The sequence below is a fragment of the Brevibacillus reuszeri genome (assembly GCF_002897295.1).
Classification (GTDB): Bacteria; Bacillota; Bacilli; order Brevibacillales; family Brevibacillaceae; genus Brevibacillus; species Brevibacillus reuszeri_A.
In genome coordinates, this window is record NZ_BEXF01000003.1 from 252,005 (window position 1) to 270,244 (window position 18,240).

The following is an 18,240-nucleotide window of genomic DNA, read 5'->3' on the forward strand; positions in this document are numbered from 1 at the left end:
GACACCCCTCCTCAAAAAATCATGTTCATTACGCTTTTTAAGATGCCTGCAATAAAAGCCGCTACCACACCAAAAACGATAACAGAGCCTGCCAGCTTGAACATGTTCCCTCCAACTCCCAGGACCAACCCTTCGCTTCGATGCTCGATGGCAGCAGAAGCAATCGAGTTAGCAAAGCCTGTCACCGGCACAGCAGAGCCTGCTCCGGCATACTGACCAATATTGTCGTAAATGCCGAGCCCTGTTAATAAAACGGCAATAAAAATGAGTGTGGCTACTGTTGGATTACTCGCTGTCTTTTCAGTAAATCCAAAGAAGTAAATGTACATGTTTTGCAAGGCTTGTCCCAACAGACAAATCGTTCCTCCAACCCAAAACGCACGGAGAGAGTTTAGCAGGACATTTCGCTTTGGTTGGAATTTGGCAGCTTGCTGTTGATACAGCTGCTTCGTCATTTGCATGGATGCCCCAATGGGTTTTGATTTCGTTTTGGTCGCCATGCCCTTTCACTCCTTCTTTTGCTAAATTACGCGAGCTTTCAGGAAAAACCATACCTATATCTTTCCTGTTTCAAAAGATACCTATGAATAGTGGTATTTACCAGTTTACAAATGAAGCAGCCATTGCAGGAGCGAACCCGTTACTTTGCCAAACACAACTGCCATTAACAAGAGGAGCAAATTTCCATCCATCGAAAGACGCTTGGCGAGTATCGGAAAAACGTTCAAGACCTCTGTTAAGCCTGCTGCAAGTGTTCCAACAAAAACCCCTGCAATCAGCCCATAAATGGCGGTGACGAGCACTGGCAATTGCATTCCCCAATGAAAGAAATCAATCAACGTAAAAACGAGAACCCCGCTCACCAGTGCCCATTCAAAACCGCGAATATAACGATGTGCATTCGTGAGTTGAGTGAGGCGAGGGATGATATCGAGTACGGTAATAAAGGCCACAAAGCCGCTTCCCACCGCCAGTCCTCCACCTAGCCCTATCAGTACCATGAGCAAGCATGCACCTGGGCTCATGTTTTCGTTCGCTGATTTTCCTTGTTTTCGTTTTGCAAATAGTACTGATCGAGATTTTGCTGGTACATGAACAACTCGACTTCCAGTGGGCTAGGTTCTTCGTTAATTTTTTTCTTGAATATATGGTTAAAAAACAAAATCATCCCTAGTCCAATCCCAATTGAGTACGGGATTTGCAACCAGAGCGGCTGCTGACTTTTTTGACCGGTGATGAGATAAAAAATCCGTTCGTGGACCTGAGTCATACTCACGTCAGTGTGAAAGTTCATAATGGCAAGCCCCGACCCGATAAACAACACAAGCCACACAATCGCAACGAGAAACGGATTTGCTTTTTTCCGTGGATTTTGCACCTCAACAATAATTTGCGGGGAGCCTTGAATATCTAATTCTGCTTCTGGATAAACCTGACGCAGCCTTTGGATCACTTGCATAATATCGATGATGATTAAATTACCGTCCTTTGGCTCCACGCGATAAATCGGCATTCGCTTAATCGCTTCTTCCCGTTCACCATCCCAGTAAATTTGGCAAATATCTCCCAGCGTGATCAAAGCCCCGGGCTTTACTGCCAAACGCTTTCGCAGGCGCAGAAATAACGCTTCCTTCATGAAAGCCCCCTCCTTTCCCCTTTTCCTGCGTTTTCCCCGCTAGTATGTGCCACCTCCTAAAAGCCATGCAAAAAAACACCAAAGCCATAGCGCTCTGGTGTTTCCTGAACTACCCTTAAAAAGCGGGCTAGTTTTCAATTTGATCCTTGATCGTTTGCAGAATTCGCTTTTCCAAGCGGGAGACCTGGACTTGGGATATGCCCAGCCTCTCCGCTACTTCAGACTGGGTCTGATCCTTATAGTAACGCAAGTACACGATCAGCTGTTCTCGCTCGCTCAGACGACTGATTGCGTCTTTCAGGGCTATCTTTTCAAACCATTTGTTGACACCTTCATCTGCGATTTGATCAATGAGCGTAATGGGATCCCCATCATTTTCAAAGACTGTTTCGTGGATGGAGGAAGGTGCTCGATTCGCTTCCTGCGCAAAAACGACTTCCTCCGGTGTAATCCCTACGGCTTCAGCTACTTCAGCAATCGTCGGAGCACGCCCGAATTGCTTATACAGCTCGTCCTTTGTTCTCCGCACCTTGTTTGCAGTTTCCTTGAGAGAGCGGCTTACTTTTACCGTTCCGTCATCCCGTAAAAAGCGTTGGATTTCTCCAATAATCATCGGAACCGCATAGGTGGAGAACCGTACATCGTAGGATAGATCAAACTTATCTACAGCTTTTAGCAAGCCGATACAACCGATTTGAAACAAATCATCCGCTTCGTATCCACGGTTGATAAAACGCTGTACGACAGACCAGACCAGCCTAATGTTGCTGTTCACTAGAAGTTCGCGGGCATGGGCGTCTCCGGCCTGGCTCTTGGCGATCAGTTCCTTCACTTGGTCATTGGTCAGAAATGGTTGACTCGCGTTTTTGATATCGGCACCCATTGGCACTACCCCTAATTTTGTAAGGCTTTGGCAAACGACAGGCGTTTGGTCAGGCGCACGGTTGTACCTTTTCCAATCGCAGTCGCCACTTCCAAAGAATCCATGAAATTCTCCATAATGGTGAAGCCCATTCCAGAGCGTTCCAGTTCCGGTTTGGTAGTGTAGAGTGGCTGCATGGCCTGCTCTACATCCTCAATTCCTTTTCCATTGTCTTCCACGACAACCTCCACCGTTCCCTCATCAATGCGCACAGAGATATGTACCACACCCTCGGGATTCTCGTCATATCCGTGAATGATGGCGTTTGTAACCGCCTCGGAAATAACAGTTTTCATTTCTTCGAGCTCATCCATCGTAATATCCAGATGAGAGATGAACGAAGCCACTGCCACACGGGCAAAAGCTTCATTTTGGCTCAATGCAGCAAACGATACGGACATGAAATTACGCTGTACTGTCATTTTTACGCCACCCCCAGAACAAGCAATGCGTCTGCTTCGTTTTCACGGAATTTGATTACCTTAAACAATCCTGACATCTCAAAAATGCGATAGATGGTTGGATTAATCGAGCAAACATACATCTCCCCGGAACGAGCAGAGATTTGCTTAAATCTACCCAAAATGACACCGATTCCGGAGCTGTCCATGAAAGCCAAATCCGCCAGACTCAATACGATATGACGGATCTTGGGGGTTCGTAAAATATCATCTACCTTGCTTCGCAGCTCTTCTGCCGTATGATGATCCAGCTCTCCTTGCAAGCGGATAACCAGCACATCCTGCCGGGTCTCCATCGCAATGCGCAAACTCATGGCTGACTCACTCCTTCTCCCGTATTAGCTGTCTCTTTCTTCTTTCGTTTAACCAATTCCTGCCAGTCGACAAAAGAACAAAAAAATCGAGTAGCCACATCTGCTTATTCGAGGCAACTCGATTCTTTTCGCGCTCATGATGTCCGCTAGTAGCTGATTAAAACATTCTTGGTGGTTCGCTTGAGAATCTCCCACATGCCTGCTTTTTCAATCGTTTGTTCGGGATAAAGATCGATTCTGTTTACTTCTTTTCCATCCTTGGTGCGGATGAAGATGTGTCCTACTACCTGATCCCTGTTTACAGGGGCATTGACTACCTGTTTGATTACTACTTCCTTGTTGAATGAATCCGCTGACTCTCCTCTTTTCATCAGAAGACTGACCGCGTGCGGGGTGACCACATTTATTTGTGGCTGCTTGCCTTTATCTACGGTGAGCTGCTCTACCGTTTCCCCTTTTTTGTACATCGGCATCACTTGATAATGGGTAAACGCGTAGTTGAACATCGTTGAAACCTCATTGTTTCGTGTCTTCACATCGGGCACACCCATGACGACTGCGATAATCCGCATGTTATTGCGTTTGGCGGTTGCTGTTAAGCAGTATTTGGCTTCCCCTGTGTAGCCTGTCTTGAGACCGTCCACGCCTTCATAAAACCTCACGAGTCGATTTGTATTGACCAACCAGAACGGGTTTGCCGAGTCCTTGCGCAAATAGTCCTGATAGGTTCCGGTAAATTTCGTAATTCCTTCGTGCTTCAATAGCTCTCTGGACATAATAGCAATATCAGCTGCTGACGAATAATGATTAGGAGCTGGCAGGCCATTCGAATTGACAAAATGGGTATTTTTCATCCCGAGTTGCTGCGCTCGTTCATTCATTTTGGCGACAAAGCTTTCTTCTGTTCCACTTAGATGCTCTGCCATCGCCACAGAGGCATCATTTCCTGAGGCAATGGCGATCCCTTTGATCATATCCTCTACAGCCATTTCTTCACCAGGCTGCAAGAAAATTTGTGAGCCTCCCATCGATGCTGCTCGTTCACTCGTCCGAACCTTATCCGTGAGCTTTAGCTCTCCACGTTCTACTGCTTCCATAATCAAGAGCATCGTCATTACCTTGGTAATGCTTGCGGGCGGCATTTTTTCGTTCGCGTTCTTTTCGTACAATACCGTACCCGTGTCAGCCTCTATCATCATGGCCGCTTTCGCATTGGGGGCAAAATTCATTTCGCCAGTTTGCGGTCCAGCCTTTTCTGCTGCGACAGCTAGTGGAGAAAAGATGGTGAAAAGCATGATGCAGCATAGAGCGATGTATCCATTCCGTTTCATAGCAGTCTCTTCCCTCCATTCATGATTTTATTCTCACCAACCACGGAGGAAAATATTCACAACAAAAATCCCTTCTGCACTCGTCAGAAGGGACTCTATATTAGATGACAAAACGACTAACATTTTGCGTGAGATCGTCAGCCATCTTTTTCAGTTGTTCTACGTTTTCATTAATGCGAGCAATGGAGTTCAGCTGCTCATCGACGGTTTCAACAACACCAGTGATGGAGTCACTGATTTCGTCTGACATATATGCAAGCCTACGCATCGAATCGGTAACGACCTGGTTGCCAGCTGCCATTTCTTCAGAGGTAGCAGTCATGGATTCGCTTTGCTCTGCTGCTGCTTGAATCTCTGCCACGATATTTTGGAAAGCAGACCCAACAGATTCTACGGATTGCAGGCCGCCACCCACCATGGTCACGATTTCGTCCATGTTCTTGCTCATATCCATAGCTTCATCGTTAATGGAATGGGCGATAGACGCAATACGCTCTGAGAAGGAGCTGCTCTCCTCCGCCAGCTTGCGAACTTCGCTTGCAACGACAGAGAAGCCACGACCAGCATCGCCTGCGCGAGCTGCTTCAATCGCTGCATTCAGCGCCAACAGGTTTGTTTGCGAAGCGATGCTTGAGATCATTTCTACGATGCTCGTAATTTGACGGGCACGCTCCCTAAGACTATGCATTTGCTGAGCTGTACGTTCCACTTCGTTTGTAGCTCGTCGTACCGTGCCGATAACATCTTCAACCAGCTGCAAGCCGCCCTGGGCACGCTCGAATGTACGTGTGGTTGCGACCGAGGTAGATTCAGCAGCGATTGCGACTTGCTCTACGCCTTGGGAAATCTCGGAAACGGTGTTGGCTGTTGCTTGTACCTCGTTTGTTTGGGTGGAAACACGCTGGGCGATCGTCGAAATATTATCTGTAATTAAGCTGATTGCGCCTCTGTTGTCCTGGGCGATCTGTGTCAGCTCATCTGTCGCTACATTAAGCTGGGTAGCTTGGCCCTGGACCAAAGCAATAAGCTTGCGCAATTCTGCAGCCATCTCGTTCATCTTACGTCCTACCATCGCCAGCTCATCATTGCCATTTACTTTTACATTTACGTCAAAGTGCCCAGCGCCGATTCGGTCCATATCCCTAGCAATCGCAAACAAGGATAGGCGAATCCGTTTCGCAAACCACCAAATCAACCAGACTGAAATAGCGATAATCGGCAAGCTGAACAGAACGAAGTAGATCCACATTTCATTGACTTCACCGTATACTTCGTCAACTCCTGATGTGAGCACTACGTCCCACTTCAGCATGGAGATCGGCGCGAATGCAGCAAAGGCGTCGATTCCTTGGTCTTCGTAGATCAAGCTTTCACTCGATTCTTTTTGCATCAATTCTAACATCTCTGCATACTCTGGCTGCTCAGCAAGGGACATGTTGTTATTATTCTCCGGGTTTTTATGGGCGACAACCAACCCGTCCGGACGAACGATAAACGCGTAGCCATTTTGCATAAATGGAATCTCAGGTATCTTTTGAATCATCTGATCAATCGTAAAGCCTACTACGAAAATACGACTTGTGTCTTTATTCTTTTCTCCTACGGGTGTCGCAATATAAAGAAAACTTTTGTTAATCCCCTTAACGATTTCTTCATCGGAAACGACAGTTCCCCCTGAGCTGATCGCCTGTTGGAAATATTGCTTTTGCTTGAAATCGATTTCATTTTTCCCGGTAAGCGAGTACAAGGATTTCCCGGTATTGGAATCAATCAGGTAGATTTTCGAAATTTCCCGATGGGCCTGACGCATCAAGCTGAATTGCTCCATAATTAATGGCTCTAATTCCGTCATCATGACCCGCTTGGAAGCAGCAGACTCAGAAGAGGATACGATATCTTCCAACCAATCCTCCATGTTTTCTGCGTGTTGTTCAGCCAACATTTTCGCTTGTTTGGATGTAATGCTAAAGAGCGTGGACTTTGAAAAAGAAATAGATATGTATTGCAAAGAACCAATAATGATAAGTACGAGAATCAGACCAAAGACGATCATTTTTGTTGCGAGTGAACCTTTCATCTGTTTAGACGAAAATTGATTCAATGATTTCATTTGTGAAAAAAATGATGATGCCATCCCTTTCACTTTCCATCTCGGCGACAAAAATTTACTCATGTTGCCTGCCTCCTTATTGTTTTCCACTATAATTTTACAATGCAAGTATAGTAGTAGACCCAACTTTGCCCTGCCCGCCATGCAAACCAAAGCCACAGTTGTATGTATGCCAGTATCCTGAAAATTTTTATACTATTTGGGTTCGTACAAAAACAATAGGAAACAGCTATCTTTCATTCTCTACCCTTTTTCCACTATCTGCAAACCTTTTTTTACAAAAAAATCATGTTGAGTGTCATGAAACCGCTATCGTGTTTTTAGTGTAAAAAAAGCGAGTTCCTGGCCACGCATAGCCTGGGAACCCGCTTGTCTGATGATTAGTTATACAAATGGCATGCTGCAAAGTGACCAGGCTCTACTTCTTTCCACACAGGCACCGAAGCTGCGCATTCTGGCATTGCTTTCGGGCAGCGTGTACGGAAATGGCAACCGCTTGGCGGATTCATAGGACTAGGTACATCGCCTTGAAGAACAATACGCTCACGATTGCGTTCAACCTCTGGATCTGGAATCGGAATCGCTGACAGCAGGGCTTGCGTGTACGGATGCAAAGGCTTCTCGTACAGGGCGTCGCTTTCAGCCAGCTCTACCATTTTGCCCAGATACATAACTGCAACACGGTCAGAAATATATTTTACCATGGACAAGTCATGGGCAATGAACATGTAGGTCAGGCCCATTTTTTCTTGCAATTGCTCAAGAAGGTTAACAACCTGTGCCTGAACAGATACGTCCAAAGCAGAGATTGGCTCGTCACAAACAATGAATTTAGGCTCTACTGCCAAAGCACGAGCGATCCCGATCCGTTGGCGCTGGCCGCCAGAGAATTCATGTGGGAAACGGTTCATATGCTCAGGATTCAAGCTTACCAAGGAAAGCAGCTCCTGGATACGCTCCTTGCGCTTTTGACCAGTCGCCAAGCCGTGGATGTCCAAGGCCTCGCCAATGATATCGCCGACTGTCATACGCGGGTTCAGGGATGCGTAAGGGTCTTGGAAAATCATTTGCATGTTGCGGCGCATTGCTTTCATTTCTTGGTTGTTCAAATTCATGATGCTCTTTCCTTCGAACAAGACGTCCCCGCCAGTAGCGTCGTACAAACGAAGAAGCGTGCGGCCGGCAGTGGATTTCCCACAGCCAGACTCTCCTACAACTCCCAATGTTTCTCCTCGTTTAATTTCAAACGAGATATCATTCACAGCTTTCAGAGTATTGTCGCCAATGGAAAAGAACTTTTTAAGGTTGCGGACTTCAATCAATGTATCACGGTTATCCATTGTGTACTCCTCCTCCTACGATCCTGCACGGTTCTGAGCAAGCGGATGCTGCAACCAGCAAGCTGCTCGTTGGGACGTGCTGACTTCGTTCAGCTCAGGATCAATCTCCTGACATACACGCATCGCTGATTCACAGCGCGCCGTAAATCCACAGCCAACTGGTGGACGCAGAAGATCCGGTGGCGTACCGAAAATAGGAGTCAGTGGCTCATCACGGTTCAGGTCGAGACGTGGTACAGAGCGCAACAATCCTTTGGTATAAGGATGCTGAGGATTGTAGAAAATGTCGTCTACTGTTCCGGTTTCAATCACTTTACCAGCGTACATAACGATAACACGGTCGCACATCTCAGCAACTACACCCAAGTCATGCGTAATCAGGATAATCGAAGTACCTGTTTTCTTTTGCAGGTCTTTCATCAAATCCAAAATTTGAGCCTGAATGGTTACATCCAAAGCTGTTGTTGGCTCATCTGCAATCAACAGCTTGGGCGAACAGGACAGCGCGATGGCGATCATCGCACGCTGACGCATACCTCCGGAGAACTCGTGTGGATATTGCTCCACACGTTTTTCCGGCTGAGGGATACCAACCATCGCAAGCAGTTCAATTGCACGATCGCGTGCAGCAGAACGAGACATGTTTTGGTGCTTGATTAATCCCTCTGTAATTTGGTTCCCAATCGTCATGGTTGGATTCAGAGAAGTCATTGGATCCTGGAAGATCATCCCGATTTCTTTACCGCGAATCGCTTCCATTTGTTTATTTGTCTTATGGACGAGGTCATCTCCATTGAAGAGAATCTCACCCTTTTTAATATCTCCTGGTGGCATTGGAATCAGTTTCATCAAGGTTTGAGCGGTTACGGATTTACCGCAGCCGGACTCCCCTACGATCGCTACTGCTTCTCCACGGTTCACGTGAAAATTAACGCCACGTACTGCCTTTACTTCCCCTGCATACGTATGGAAGGATACATGCAGGTCTTTTACGTCTAGAATGCGTTCCATAACGATGATCCCTCCTAATTTATTTACGCAGGCGTGGGTCTACTGCATCTCGCAGACCGTCACCAAACAAGTTGAATGCCAAAATGGTTACGGAAATAAAGACTGCCGGGAACATCAAGCGCCACGGGTAATACTTCATGGCAGGCAAACCTTCATTGGACATCGTTCCCCACGACGCAATCGGAGCAGCTACCCCCAAACCAATAAAGGAAAGGAAGGATTCTGCAAAGATAGCAGACGGAACAGTCAAACTGAGCGTTACGATAATTGGTCCCAAAGCATTTGGAATCAAGTGTTTGAAGATCAGACGGTTACTGTCTGCACCAAGCGAGCGTGCTGCTAAGACGAATTCCTGATTCTTCAGCTGTAGCATCTGACCCCGTACGATCCGGGCCATCCCAATCCACCCGGTTATCGTTAAGGCGATAATAATCGTCCCGACCCCCGGTTCTAACACAACCATGAGCAAAATAACAACAAGCAGGTAAGGAATTGCAAACAAGATATCAGCGATACGCATCATTACTTCATCGACTTTACCACCATAGAAACCTGCGATACCGCCCCAAATCACACCGATAATGAGGTCGATAAATGCTGCAGCCAAACCTACCTCAAGGGAAATGCGTGCCCCGTACCAAATACGCACGAACACATCGCGTCCCAAATCGTCTGTACCAAACCAGTGTTCAGCAGATGGCTTTTTGTTCTTGCCAGCCAGATCTGTTGTAAAGTAATCGTTATGTGTAACAAGTGGTATTACAATCGCACAAACAAGCAACGCTACGATAAAAATCATAGAAGCCATTGCTACTTTATTCATTTTCAATCGACGCCATACGTCTGACCAGAAAGAGAGACTAGGACGCTTAATTGCTTCTGCTTGACGGAGGTCAACCGAAATCGGCTCGAAATGCTCTTTAGTCAATTGCTGCATGTCTCATTACTCCTTTCCTGTGTCCGACAGCTTGATACGCGGGTCTACCAAGGTATACGCGATGTCTACGATCAGAATCATCACTACCAAGATGATGGAGTAGAATACGGTCGTTCCCATGATAACAGTGTAGTCACGGTTTGTAATGGAAAGAACGAATTCACGTCCCAGACCAGGTACACCGAAGATACGCTCAATAACAAACGCACCAGTGAGAATACCTGCGATCAATGGACCCAAGTAAGTAATAACGGGCAGCAGTGCATTGCGAATCGCATGCCTGAATGTAATCGCAAAGCTATGCAAGCCTTTTGCTTTCGCTGTTTTAATATAATCTTGACCAAGTACCTCGATCATGTTGGAACGAGTCAAGCGTGCGATAAATGCCATCGGAGAAGCTGCGAGCGCCAAGGATGGGAGAATGGTATATGAGAACCCTTCCCACTTCGCAATTGGCAGCAGTCCCCAGTTGATTGCAAATACGTACTGATAAAAGGATGCCAAGATAAAGCTCGGAACGGATAGACCCAAAACTGCCAGGATCATTGCTGAAAAGTCTTGCCATTTGTTATGCTTTAATGCGGCAATCACGCCAAGAATAATACCACCGAAAATGGCCAGCAATAATGCTTGTGCTCCCAAGTGAGCTGAGACTGGAAAACCACGGTTGATCATTTCATTGACCGTCGAGGATTTTTCCGTAAAGGATGGACCCAAGTCCCAAGTAGCGACACCCTTCAAATAGTTGAAATATTGCTCGTGCATTGGCAGGTTAAGCTTGTACTTAGCCTCTAATGCCGCTTTAATCTCATCTGGAACATTTTTCTCCGAAGTAAATGGGCCACCAGGTACTGCTTTCATAATGAAGAAGGTGGCCGTTACGATCAAGAAAAGCGAGATGAGCATGAAGATGATGCGCTTACCAAGATAACGGATCAACTAACTTACCCCCTTGACAGATTTTGAATGCTTTCACGTCCCATGTTTACACTGCGGACGTTACCGACACAGTGCACACATCGGCTGTGTAAATAACCCTAATGATCTCTTGCGATACTATATCTCTCTATTTTCTCTTTGATGGCTTAAATGCCATCTGGTATATATGGGAAGGGTTTGCAAAGCAGAAGGTATATGGGCTTGCCATATACCCCCTGCTGCATGACCCGATTCCTTTTAGGAAGTCTTACTCAACGGCAGCCCATTTCCAGTCAACGTCACCCAAACCGCCAATTACTACACCTTTAACCTCTGGTTTTTGTACCCAAGAATTCGTGTAGAAGTAGATTGGCATGATTGGCATGTCGTCCATGAGAATTTGCTCTGCATCTGCCAGAATTTTCTTGCGCTTCTCCGGATCGGATTCAAGCGCAGATTGATTCAAAAGCTCTTTGTATTTTGGATTTTCCCAACGAGTATCGTTGTTTCCACCCATTTTTTCTTTATACAGCTCCAGGAAGTTGATTGGGTCGTTGAAATCGCCTAGCCAGCCCATGCGTCCCACCTGGAAGTTACCGTTGTGCATATCTTCTAAGTATACTTTCCATTCTTTGTTTTCCAGTTTTACGTCTACACCAAGATGTTTCTTCCATTGGTCTTGGATGGCCTCAGCAATTTTCTTGTGACCCTCAGACGTGTTGTAAGACAAAGTGATGGCAGGGAGCTTAGTCAAGCCAGCTTCTTTCAAGCCTTCTTCCAGGAGCTTTTTCGCTTCTTCTACATCGTTATCTTTGAAGTAGCCATTTGGATTCAGTACCATGGATGGTGGTACTGCACCAGTTGCAGGGATTTGTCCCGTTTGCAGAATATTATCAATCAGGGATTTACGATCAATTGAATAAGCGAACGCTTTGCGAATCTTCACGTTATTGAACGGCGCCTTTTCTGTGTTGAACTTGTACCAGTAAGTACCTGCAATTGGCTGAGTTGTGATTTTGCCTTGATCCTTCAGCGCTGGAATAGCGTCTGTTGGCAGTGAGCTCATTGGAGCTCCAGCCCAATCCAATTCGCCGTTTTCAAACATGGACAATTCGGTGTTTTCGTCCTCCACCATGGAGAATTCGATGCGATCTAGCTTAACAGTATCTTTATCCCAGTAGTTGTCGTTTTTCACGAGCACGAGCTTGCTCTTGTGCTCCCAAGTTTCCATTTTGAATGGACCGTTACCAACGTGGGTTTTTGCTTCGCCTGCCCACTTCGCATTGGCATCAATCACTTTTTTGTTAACTGGGAAGTACGTAGGGAATGCCGTCAGCTCCAGGAAGAACGGAGTTGGATTCTCTAACTTGACTTCCAGTGTCTTGTCGTCGAGTGCCTTCACACCAACATCGTCAAGTGATACTTCTTTTTTGTTCGCTTTTTCCCCGTTTTTCACATAGTAGAGCTGGTATGCGTAGTTGGAAGCTGTTACTGGATCCAACGCGCGTTTCCATGCATATTCGAAGTCTTTGGCTGTAACAGGATCACCGTTGCTCCATTTTGCATCTCTGATTTTGAAGGTGTAAGTCAGCATGTCTTCAGAAATGGTATAGCTTTCAGCAGCGGACTCATGAGCTTTTCCGTCTGCTCCAATGCGGGTGAGACCGTCAAAGGTAGCGCGGATGATTGCTGCTGAAGTCGTATCCTCAGAGATTCCTGGGTCAGCTGTAGGCGGCTCAGAGTGCAGATTCAATTTCAGCACTTGTGGCTTCGCCTCAGCCGCTGGTGTCGATGGTGCGGCTGGTTGAGAATTAGCAGGTTGTTCAGCAGGCGGTGTTGTTGCTTGTTGGCCTCCGCCGCAACCAGCCAGAGCCGTTCCTAGTACAGCAATAGAGCTTACCAATGCAAATATGTTCTTTTTCAACGCAATAACCCCCAGTACGTTTTCTTTTTTGTCTTTTTTCAGAAAATAAAGGACGAAAAAAACGAACTTAACGCGAAGCTTCTTGACTTCGGCTGGAAGGCATCAACCCCTTTCACTGCAGGGTCACCTCGTCATCCTGAACGAAAGAGAAGGAATCTTTGTACTGCTTCAGTTCCAGAGAAACATCCGCTGCTGCAATCCCTTCAATTTGAGAGAGTCGTTCGTTGACGAAAGTGATCAGCTCATCATTGCTATGGAAACACGCTTGTATAATCAAGTCGTGCTTGCCGCTGAAAGCGCCCACAAATCGCACTGCAGAAAATTTGCTCAACTCTTCTGCGACACTTTTCTGCAATCCCAGCTTTGTGGTTAACCCGATGATTGCCTGTACATGTAAGCCTAGTTTCTCCGGGTCTGGGTGAATCACGAATTGAAAGACTCCATCTTGTAACAGACGGGTGATGCGAGATCGAATGGTTCCCTCGCTCACGCCAAGTTGATGTGCGATTTCTGTATACGGGATTCGACCGTCTTCCTGGAGGATTTGCAGAATCTGCTTGTCAACATGGTCTAGCTTTTTCATAAATACGATTTTTGGGGAACCTCCATCCTTTTTTTACGAAATTCGAAAAAATCTTATAGATATTGTCTGTACATTAAAAGTAATCCGAAATGATAGCGGTGTCAACGAAATTTGACAAGTAGAATAATAAAACTTTATAAAGTCGATCCGAACAATAAAATATTTTTGATATTATCAACCACGCAGTTAATAACTATTATTGAATATGAAAATGCTGATTTAATCAACTATTTTTTCTCGGAAAACTGTATTTTTAAACATGGAAGGGGTATGCATATTTGCTATGCAACACCCCTTTTTTCTTTACTGATCAACAAAGAGCCACGTTCTATTAATCAATAATTTTGTAAATGAGTGGTTGCTCTTCTGGAGAATTTGTCGAAATCATGATGGCATCCTGCAACTCGTTCAGTGCGTTTTGTAACAATTGCTGAGCATTTGCATGGATCGTGAGCAGAACATCGCCTTGGCGGACCTGGTCACCACGTTTTTTGTGCAGAACCAGACCAACTGCCAGATCGATAGGCATCTCCTTGGTCAATCTGCCCGCACCGAGTACAACCGACGCATGACCAACCGCTTCCGCATCGATTTCCCCAATAAAGCCATCCTGTTCTGCTGTAATCGTGTGAATGATTGATGCTTGGGGTAAGCGTGCCAAGTCATAGACATCCTGTTTGTTGCCACCCTGCGCCTCTACCATCTGTGCCAGCTTTTCTACGGCCTTCCCAGTAGACATGATCTCCTGAAGCTTGCTTCGACCTTCCTCCACACTCTGAACGAGGCCACCGAGAACGAGCATACGTGATCCGATCGACAGAGCCAGCTCTGTCAAATCACTTGGTCCACGTCCTGCGAGGGTATCCACAGCTTCCTTCACTTCCAGAGCGTTGCCCACAGCAAAGCCCAGCGGCTGATTCATGTCGCTGATGACTGCCACTGTTTTTCTTCCAACCTGACTACCGATTGCTACCATCGCCCGAGCCAATGTCTCTGCCTCTTCAATGCTCTTCATAAAAGCGCCCTTGCCGACTTTCACATCAAGCAAGATCGCATCTGCACCTGCTGCGATCTTTTTGGACATAATGGAGCTCGCGATGAGTGGTACCGCCTCGACGGTGGCAGTTACATCACGAAGTGCGTACAGCTTTTTATCTGCTGGTGTCAGATTGCCTGATTGCCCGATAACAGACACACCAATATCACGTACCTGTTGCAAAAATTGCTCGCGTGTACGCTCTACTTCAAAGCCTGCAAACGATTCGAGCTTGTCGATCGTTCCGCCAGAGTATCCCAGGCCACGCCCAGACATTTTGGCCACAGGAATACCAGCAGCAGCGACTAGAGGGGCAACGACAAGTGTCGTTTTGTCTCCTACTCCACCTGTGCTGTGCTTATCTACCTTTACGCCATGCAGAGAAGACAGGTCAAGCTGCTCGCCTGACCCTGCCATCGCCATGGTTAAGTCGCCTGTTTCTCGCGCAGTCATTCCGCGAAAAAAAACTGCCATCGCCCATGCGGACATTTGATAATCCGGGATACTGCCATCTGTGTAGCCATCTACTAGAAATTGGATTTCTTCAGAAGACAGCTCGCCGCCATCCCTTTTTTTGGCAATGATATCGACCATGCGCATGCCATAATCCCTCCGCTCTGTCCTTTATAGTTTGGCTACGATGCCATTTACCAGCGCCAGGAACTGTGTTTTTACTTTTTCGGTTGTCTCCATTACTTCATCATGCGACAACGGTTGTTCCAGAATTCCAGCTGCCATGTTGCTGATGCAAGAAATGCCGAGCACATTTACCCTCATGTGACGCGCCACGATCACCTCAGGTACAGTAGACATTCCAACAGCGTCTCCGCCCAGTGTGCGCAGCATACGGATTTCTGCAGGTGTTTCGTAGCTTGGACCAAGCAAACCAGCATATACGCCCTCACGGAGCTCGATTCCTTGCTCCGCTGCTACAGCTTTTGCCACCTGACGCAGCTGTTTGGAGTATGCTTCGGACATGTCAGGGAAACGCGCACCCATCTCGTCATCGTTTGCCCCAATCAATGGGTTACGGAATGTGAGGTTGAGATGATCAGAAATCAGCATCAAGTCACCCGGGTTGTAGCTTTCGTTGATTCCACCAGCTGCATTCGTTACGATCATGGTTTCTACTCCCAAGAGCTTCATTACGCGAATCGGGAATACAACCGCATCAAGACCGTGGCCTTCATAAAAGTGAAAACGACCTTGCATCGCAACGACTTGCTTGCCTTGCAGCTTACCGATGACCAGTTGTCCCTTGTGCCCTACTACAGTGGACACAGTAAACCCAGGGATTTCATGGTAAGGTATGATGACTGGATTTTCGATTTCATCTGCCAATACACCTAGACCAGATCCAAGGACTAAGCCAATTGTTGGTTTTTCTGTCAATTTTGGTTGAATATACGCTACTGCCTCATGAAAATTTGCCATGATTAAACACTCCTCATTTCTGTTTCTTCTATATAAATGTTTATAAACATTTAACCTTTATACACGATTGAGGAAACTTTTCCCAATCGCAGGTGCTGGTACTCCAAAAATATCCGCAATCGTTGCACCCAAATCGGCAAACGTCTCGCGAATACCCAAATCGTCTCCTGCTGCAATCCCTTTATGGTAGGCAAGCAAAGGAACATACTCTCTCGTATGATCGCTGCCGTGATGAACAGGGTCGTTTCCGTGATCAGCGGTAATTACAAGTAGATCATTTTCTGTTAAGCCGGCTAGTAGCTCAGGAATTCGTGCATCAAATTCCATCAGCGCTTGTCCGTAGCCCTGTGGATCACGGCGATGACCATACTTGGCATCGAAATCAACGAGGTTTACGAAGCTAAGCCCCGTAAAGGACTCTTTCATCGTACCGAGCAGCTGATCTACTCCGTCCATGTTATCTTTCGTACGAATCGATTTGGTAATGCCTTCTTCTGCGTAAATATCGCTGATTTTCCCGATGGCAATGGACGTCAATCCTGCGTTTTGCAGTTCGTTCATGACTGTCGGTGCAAAAGGCTTGACTGAGTAATCATGGCGATTGGAAGTGCGCACAAACTGACCTGGCTCTCCCACAAATGGACGTGCGATGACACGAGTTACAGCAAATTCATCCCGCAAAGTCAGCTCACGGGCAATTTCGCAAATGCGGTACAGCTCATCTAGCGGTACTACCTCTTCGTGAGCTGCTACCTGAAATACACTGTCAGCAGACGTATAGACGATGATCGCACCGGTTTCCATATGCTCAGCGCCCAGCTCGTCGAGAATGTCTGTACCAGAAGCTACCTTGTTTCCAAGCACTTTGCGACCGATACGTTCTTCGAATTCACTAATCAGCGCAGCTGGAAAACCATCCGGGTACGTATTAAAAGGCGTAGATACATGAAGGCCCATAATCTCCCAATGTCCGGTAGTTGTGTCTTTTCCCATGGAGATTTCTTGCATTTTTCCGTAGTGAGCGGCTGGTTGTGAAGCTGCTGGCACATTGCGAAGCGGTGCGATATTACCAAGACCTAGCTTCGCCAAATTTGGCAGGTGAAAATGTTCTACGCGTTCAGCGATATGACCTAGCGTGTTAGCTCCCTCGTCACGAAATTTAGGAGCATCTGGTTGTTCACCGATCCCCACGCTATCCATGACAATCAGAAATACTCGAGAAAAACGCAATGATAACGCCTCCAGTTCAAAAATAATGGAATTACCTCAAGTCGTCAGACGTCTGACCTGATGTAAACAAGGTTACCCCGCCTCGCATCAGGGCGGAGTATGTTGTACCACTATCGTACTCTTTTTATTCTCAGAAGGCCACAGTAGACCTTGATGCGTTCGTTTCTAAGCTCGCGGATGTGTCTTCGCATAGATGTCCTTGATCCGTGTCCGCGTCACATGCGTGTAAATTTGGGTCGTGGAAATGTCTGCATGACCTAGCATTTCCTGAACGGACCGCAAATCCGCTCCATTTTCCAGCAAATGAGTGGCAAATGAATGGCGCAGAGTATGCGGAGTTATCTCTGTTCGGATATTGGCTTTTAGTGCATAGCGCTTAATAATTTTCCAAAAGCCTTGGCGGGTTATTTGGTTGCCCAAATGATTCAAAAACAGTGCAGTATCCCCTGAACCCTTCACTAGCTTTGGACGTCCTGCTTGCAAATAATGCTGGACCATTTGGATGGCAACCGAGCCCAGAGGAATAATCCGCTCCTTGGAGCCCTTCCCCATACATTTGACAAATCCCATATCCAGATTCACATCTGCCGTGTCCAAATTGACCAACTCAGAAACACGTATGCCGGTCGCGTACAAAAGCTCCAGCATCGCTTTGTCTCGAAGCCCGGCAGGATGATGAACAGGCGGACTTTCCAACAGTCTCTCCACTTCCTCTATCGACAACACTTTTGGCAAGCGTTTCTCGATCTTGGGTGTTTCCAGATGTATGGATGGGTCTTTGTCTATGTATTTATCTCGAACGAGAAACTGATAAAATGCCCGGATCGAAGCCATATTCCGGGAAAGTGTAGCTGTTGCACGTCCTTTTTCCCGAAGGACAAGCAAGTACTCAATGATGTGTGTTCGCGTGGATGCCTCTATCTGCGTGATGCCCTGCTCCTGCAAATAGGAGGTAAAAGCTACCATGTCTCGTTGGTATGACTCCAGCGTGTTAGGAGAGAGCCCTTTTTCCACAGCAAGGAAATGGATAAAATGATCAATCAGACTGTCCAT

General features: G+C 46.6%; 18 protein-coding genes. All 18 read right to left on the reverse strand.

All coding sequences use genetic code 11. The annotated features are described in order from the left end of the window. Positions 1-11 precede the first annotated feature (11 nt). Positions 12-500 (reverse strand): stage V sporulation protein AC, encoded by a 489-nt coding sequence (gene spoVAC, locus C3B52_RS06730; RefSeq protein WP_103105307.1) that lies wholly within the window; start codon positions 498-500, stop codon positions 12-14. A 105-nt stretch (positions 501-605) separates the two neighbouring features. Beyond that, positions 606-1,025, reverse strand: coding sequence for a stage V sporulation protein AB (locus C3B52_RS06735; RefSeq protein ID WP_103105308.1), 420 nt, complete (start codon positions 1,023-1,025; stop codon positions 606-608). Beyond that, positions 1,022-1,636, reverse strand: coding sequence for a stage V sporulation protein AA (locus C3B52_RS06740; RefSeq protein WP_103105309.1), 615 nt, complete (start codon positions 1,634-1,636; stop codon positions 1,022-1,024). Before C3B52_RS06740 ends, C3B52_RS06735 begins: the two co-directional genes overlap by 4 nt. A 127-nt stretch (positions 1,637-1,763) precedes the next feature. Beyond that, positions 1,764-2,519 (reverse strand): RNA polymerase sporulation sigma factor SigF, encoded by a 756-nt coding sequence (sigF, locus tag C3B52_RS06745; protein ID WP_103105310.1) that lies wholly within the window; start codon positions 2,517-2,519, stop codon positions 1,764-1,766. Positions 2,520-2,530: 11 nt separating this feature from the next. Further along, positions 2,531-2,980 carry an anti-sigma F factor gene (gene spoIIAB / locus C3B52_RS06750; RefSeq protein WP_103105311.1) on the reverse strand — a complete coding sequence of 150 codons (450 nt, stop codon included), beginning with the start codon at positions 2,978-2,980 and terminating at the stop codon, positions 2,531-2,533. 2 nt (positions 2,981-2,982) lie between these two features. After that, the gene (gene spoIIAA, locus C3B52_RS06755; RefSeq protein ID WP_103105312.1) at positions 2,983-3,333 is read right to left on the reverse strand and encodes an anti-sigma F factor antagonist; all 351 of its coding nucleotides are present in this window, start codon (positions 3,331-3,333) and stop codon (positions 2,983-2,985) included. 146 nt (positions 3,334-3,479) lie between these two features. Continuing rightward, positions 3,480-4,664: a D-alanyl-D-alanine carboxypeptidase family protein gene (locus C3B52_RS06760; RefSeq protein WP_103105313.1), complete on the reverse strand. Its 1,185-nt coding sequence runs from the start codon at positions 4,662-4,664 to the stop codon at positions 3,480-3,482. Positions 4,665-4,764: 100 nt separating this feature from the next. Beyond that, entirely contained in the window at positions 4,765-6,837 is a 2,073-nt protein-coding gene (locus C3B52_RS06765; protein ID WP_103105314.1) for a methyl-accepting chemotaxis protein, read from the reverse strand. Positions 6,838-7,154: 317 nt separating this feature from the next. After that, positions 7,155-8,114 carry an ABC transporter ATP-binding protein gene (locus tag C3B52_RS06770; RefSeq protein ID WP_103105315.1) on the reverse strand — a complete coding sequence of 320 codons (960 nt, stop codon included), beginning with the start codon at positions 8,112-8,114 and terminating at the stop codon, positions 7,155-7,157. Positions 8,115-8,129: 15 nt separating this feature from the next. Beyond that, positions 8,130-9,125, reverse strand: a complete 996-nt coding sequence (locus tag C3B52_RS06775; RefSeq protein WP_103105316.1) for an ABC transporter ATP-binding protein — start codon at positions 9,123-9,125, stop codon at positions 8,130-8,132. Between the two features lie 19 nt (positions 9,126-9,144). Beyond that, the gene (locus C3B52_RS06780; protein ID WP_103105317.1) at positions 9,145-10,062 is read right to left on the reverse strand and encodes an ABC transporter permease; all 918 of its coding nucleotides are present in this window, start codon (positions 10,060-10,062) and stop codon (positions 9,145-9,147) included. A gap of 6 nt (positions 10,063-10,068) precedes the next feature. Beyond that, positions 10,069-11,001 (reverse strand): ABC transporter permease, encoded by a 933-nt coding sequence (locus tag C3B52_RS06785; RefSeq protein ID WP_103105318.1) that lies wholly within the window; start codon positions 10,999-11,001, stop codon positions 10,069-10,071. 247 nt (positions 11,002-11,248) lie between these two features. After that, positions 11,249-12,904 carry a peptide ABC transporter substrate-binding protein gene (locus C3B52_RS06790; RefSeq protein WP_103105319.1) on the reverse strand — a complete coding sequence of 552 codons (1,656 nt, stop codon included), beginning with the start codon at positions 12,902-12,904 and terminating at the stop codon, positions 11,249-11,251. 112 nt (positions 12,905-13,016) lie between these two features. Then, positions 13,017-13,487, reverse strand: coding sequence for an Lrp/AsnC family transcriptional regulator (locus C3B52_RS06795; protein WP_049740186.1), 471 nt, complete (start codon positions 13,485-13,487; stop codon positions 13,017-13,019). Positions 13,488-13,818: 331 nt separating this feature from the next. Then, a complete protein-coding gene (locus C3B52_RS06800) occupies positions 13,819-15,123 on the reverse strand; it encodes a pyrimidine-nucleoside phosphorylase (RefSeq protein ID WP_103105320.1) in 1,305 nt (434 codons plus the stop codon). Between the two features lie 24 nt (positions 15,124-15,147). Beyond that, on the reverse strand, positions 15,148-15,957 hold the full coding sequence (locus C3B52_RS06805; RefSeq protein WP_103105321.1) for a purine-nucleoside phosphorylase: 810 nt from the start codon (positions 15,955-15,957) through the stop codon (positions 15,148-15,150). 57 nt (positions 15,958-16,014) lie between these two features. Continuing rightward, entirely contained in the window at positions 16,015-17,187 is a 1,173-nt protein-coding gene (gene deoB, locus C3B52_RS06810; RefSeq protein ID WP_103105322.1) for a phosphopentomutase, read from the reverse strand. Positions 17,188-17,352: 165 nt separating this feature from the next. Continuing rightward, entirely contained in the window at positions 17,353-18,240 is an 888-nt protein-coding gene (gene xerD, locus C3B52_RS06815; RefSeq protein WP_103105485.1) for a site-specific tyrosine recombinase XerD, read from the reverse strand.

Coding starts and splice junctions, on each gene's coding strand:
- spoVAC (WP_103105307.1), bottom strand. CDS start 500: ATGGCGACCAAAACGAAATCAAAACCCATTGGGGCATCCATGCAAATG.
- C3B52_RS06735 (WP_103105308.1), bottom strand. CDS start 1,025: ATGAGCCCAGGTGCATGCTTGCTCATGGTACTGATAGGGCTAGGTGGA.
- C3B52_RS06740 (WP_103105309.1), bottom strand. CDS start 1,636: ATGAAGGAAGCGTTATTTCTGCGCCTGCGAAAGCGTTTGGCAGTAAAG.
- sigF (WP_103105310.1), bottom strand. CDS start 2,519: ATGGGTGCCGATATCAAAAACGCGAGTCAACCATTTCTGACCAATGAC.
- spoIIAB (WP_103105311.1), bottom strand. CDS start 2,980: ATGACAGTACAGCGTAATTTCATGTCCGTATCGTTTGCTGCATTGAGC.
- spoIIAA (WP_103105312.1), bottom strand. CDS start 3,333: ATGAGTTTGCGCATTGCGATGGAGACCCGGCAGGATGTGCTGGTTATC.
- C3B52_RS06760 (WP_103105313.1), bottom strand. CDS start 4,664: ATGAAACGGAATGGATACATCGCTCTATGCTGCATCATGCTTTTCACC.
- C3B52_RS06765 (WP_103105314.1), bottom strand. CDS start 6,837: ATGAGTAAATTTTTGTCGCCGAGATGGAAAGTGAAAGGGATGGCATCA.
- C3B52_RS06770 (WP_103105315.1), bottom strand. CDS start 8,114: ATGGATAACCGTGATACATTGATTGAAGTCCGCAACCTTAAAAAGTTC.
- C3B52_RS06775 (WP_103105316.1), bottom strand. CDS start 9,125: ATGGAACGCATTCTAGACGTAAAAGACCTGCATGTATCCTTCCATACG.
- C3B52_RS06780 (WP_103105317.1), bottom strand. CDS start 10,062: ATGCAGCAATTGACTAAAGAGCATTTCGAGCCGATTTCGGTTGACCTC.
- C3B52_RS06795 (WP_049740186.1), bottom strand. CDS start 13,487: ATGAAAAAGCTAGACCATGTTGACAAGCAGATTCTGCAAATCCTCCAG.
- C3B52_RS06800 (WP_103105320.1), bottom strand. CDS start 15,123: ATGCGCATGGTCGATATCATTGCCAAAAAAAGGGATGGCGGCGAGCTG.
- C3B52_RS06805 (WP_103105321.1), bottom strand. CDS start 15,957: ATGGCAAATTTTCATGAGGCAGTAGCGTATATTCAACCAAAATTGACA.
- xerD (WP_103105485.1), bottom strand. CDS start 18,240: ATGGACAGTCTGATTGATCATTTTATCCATTTCCTTGCTGTGGAAAAA.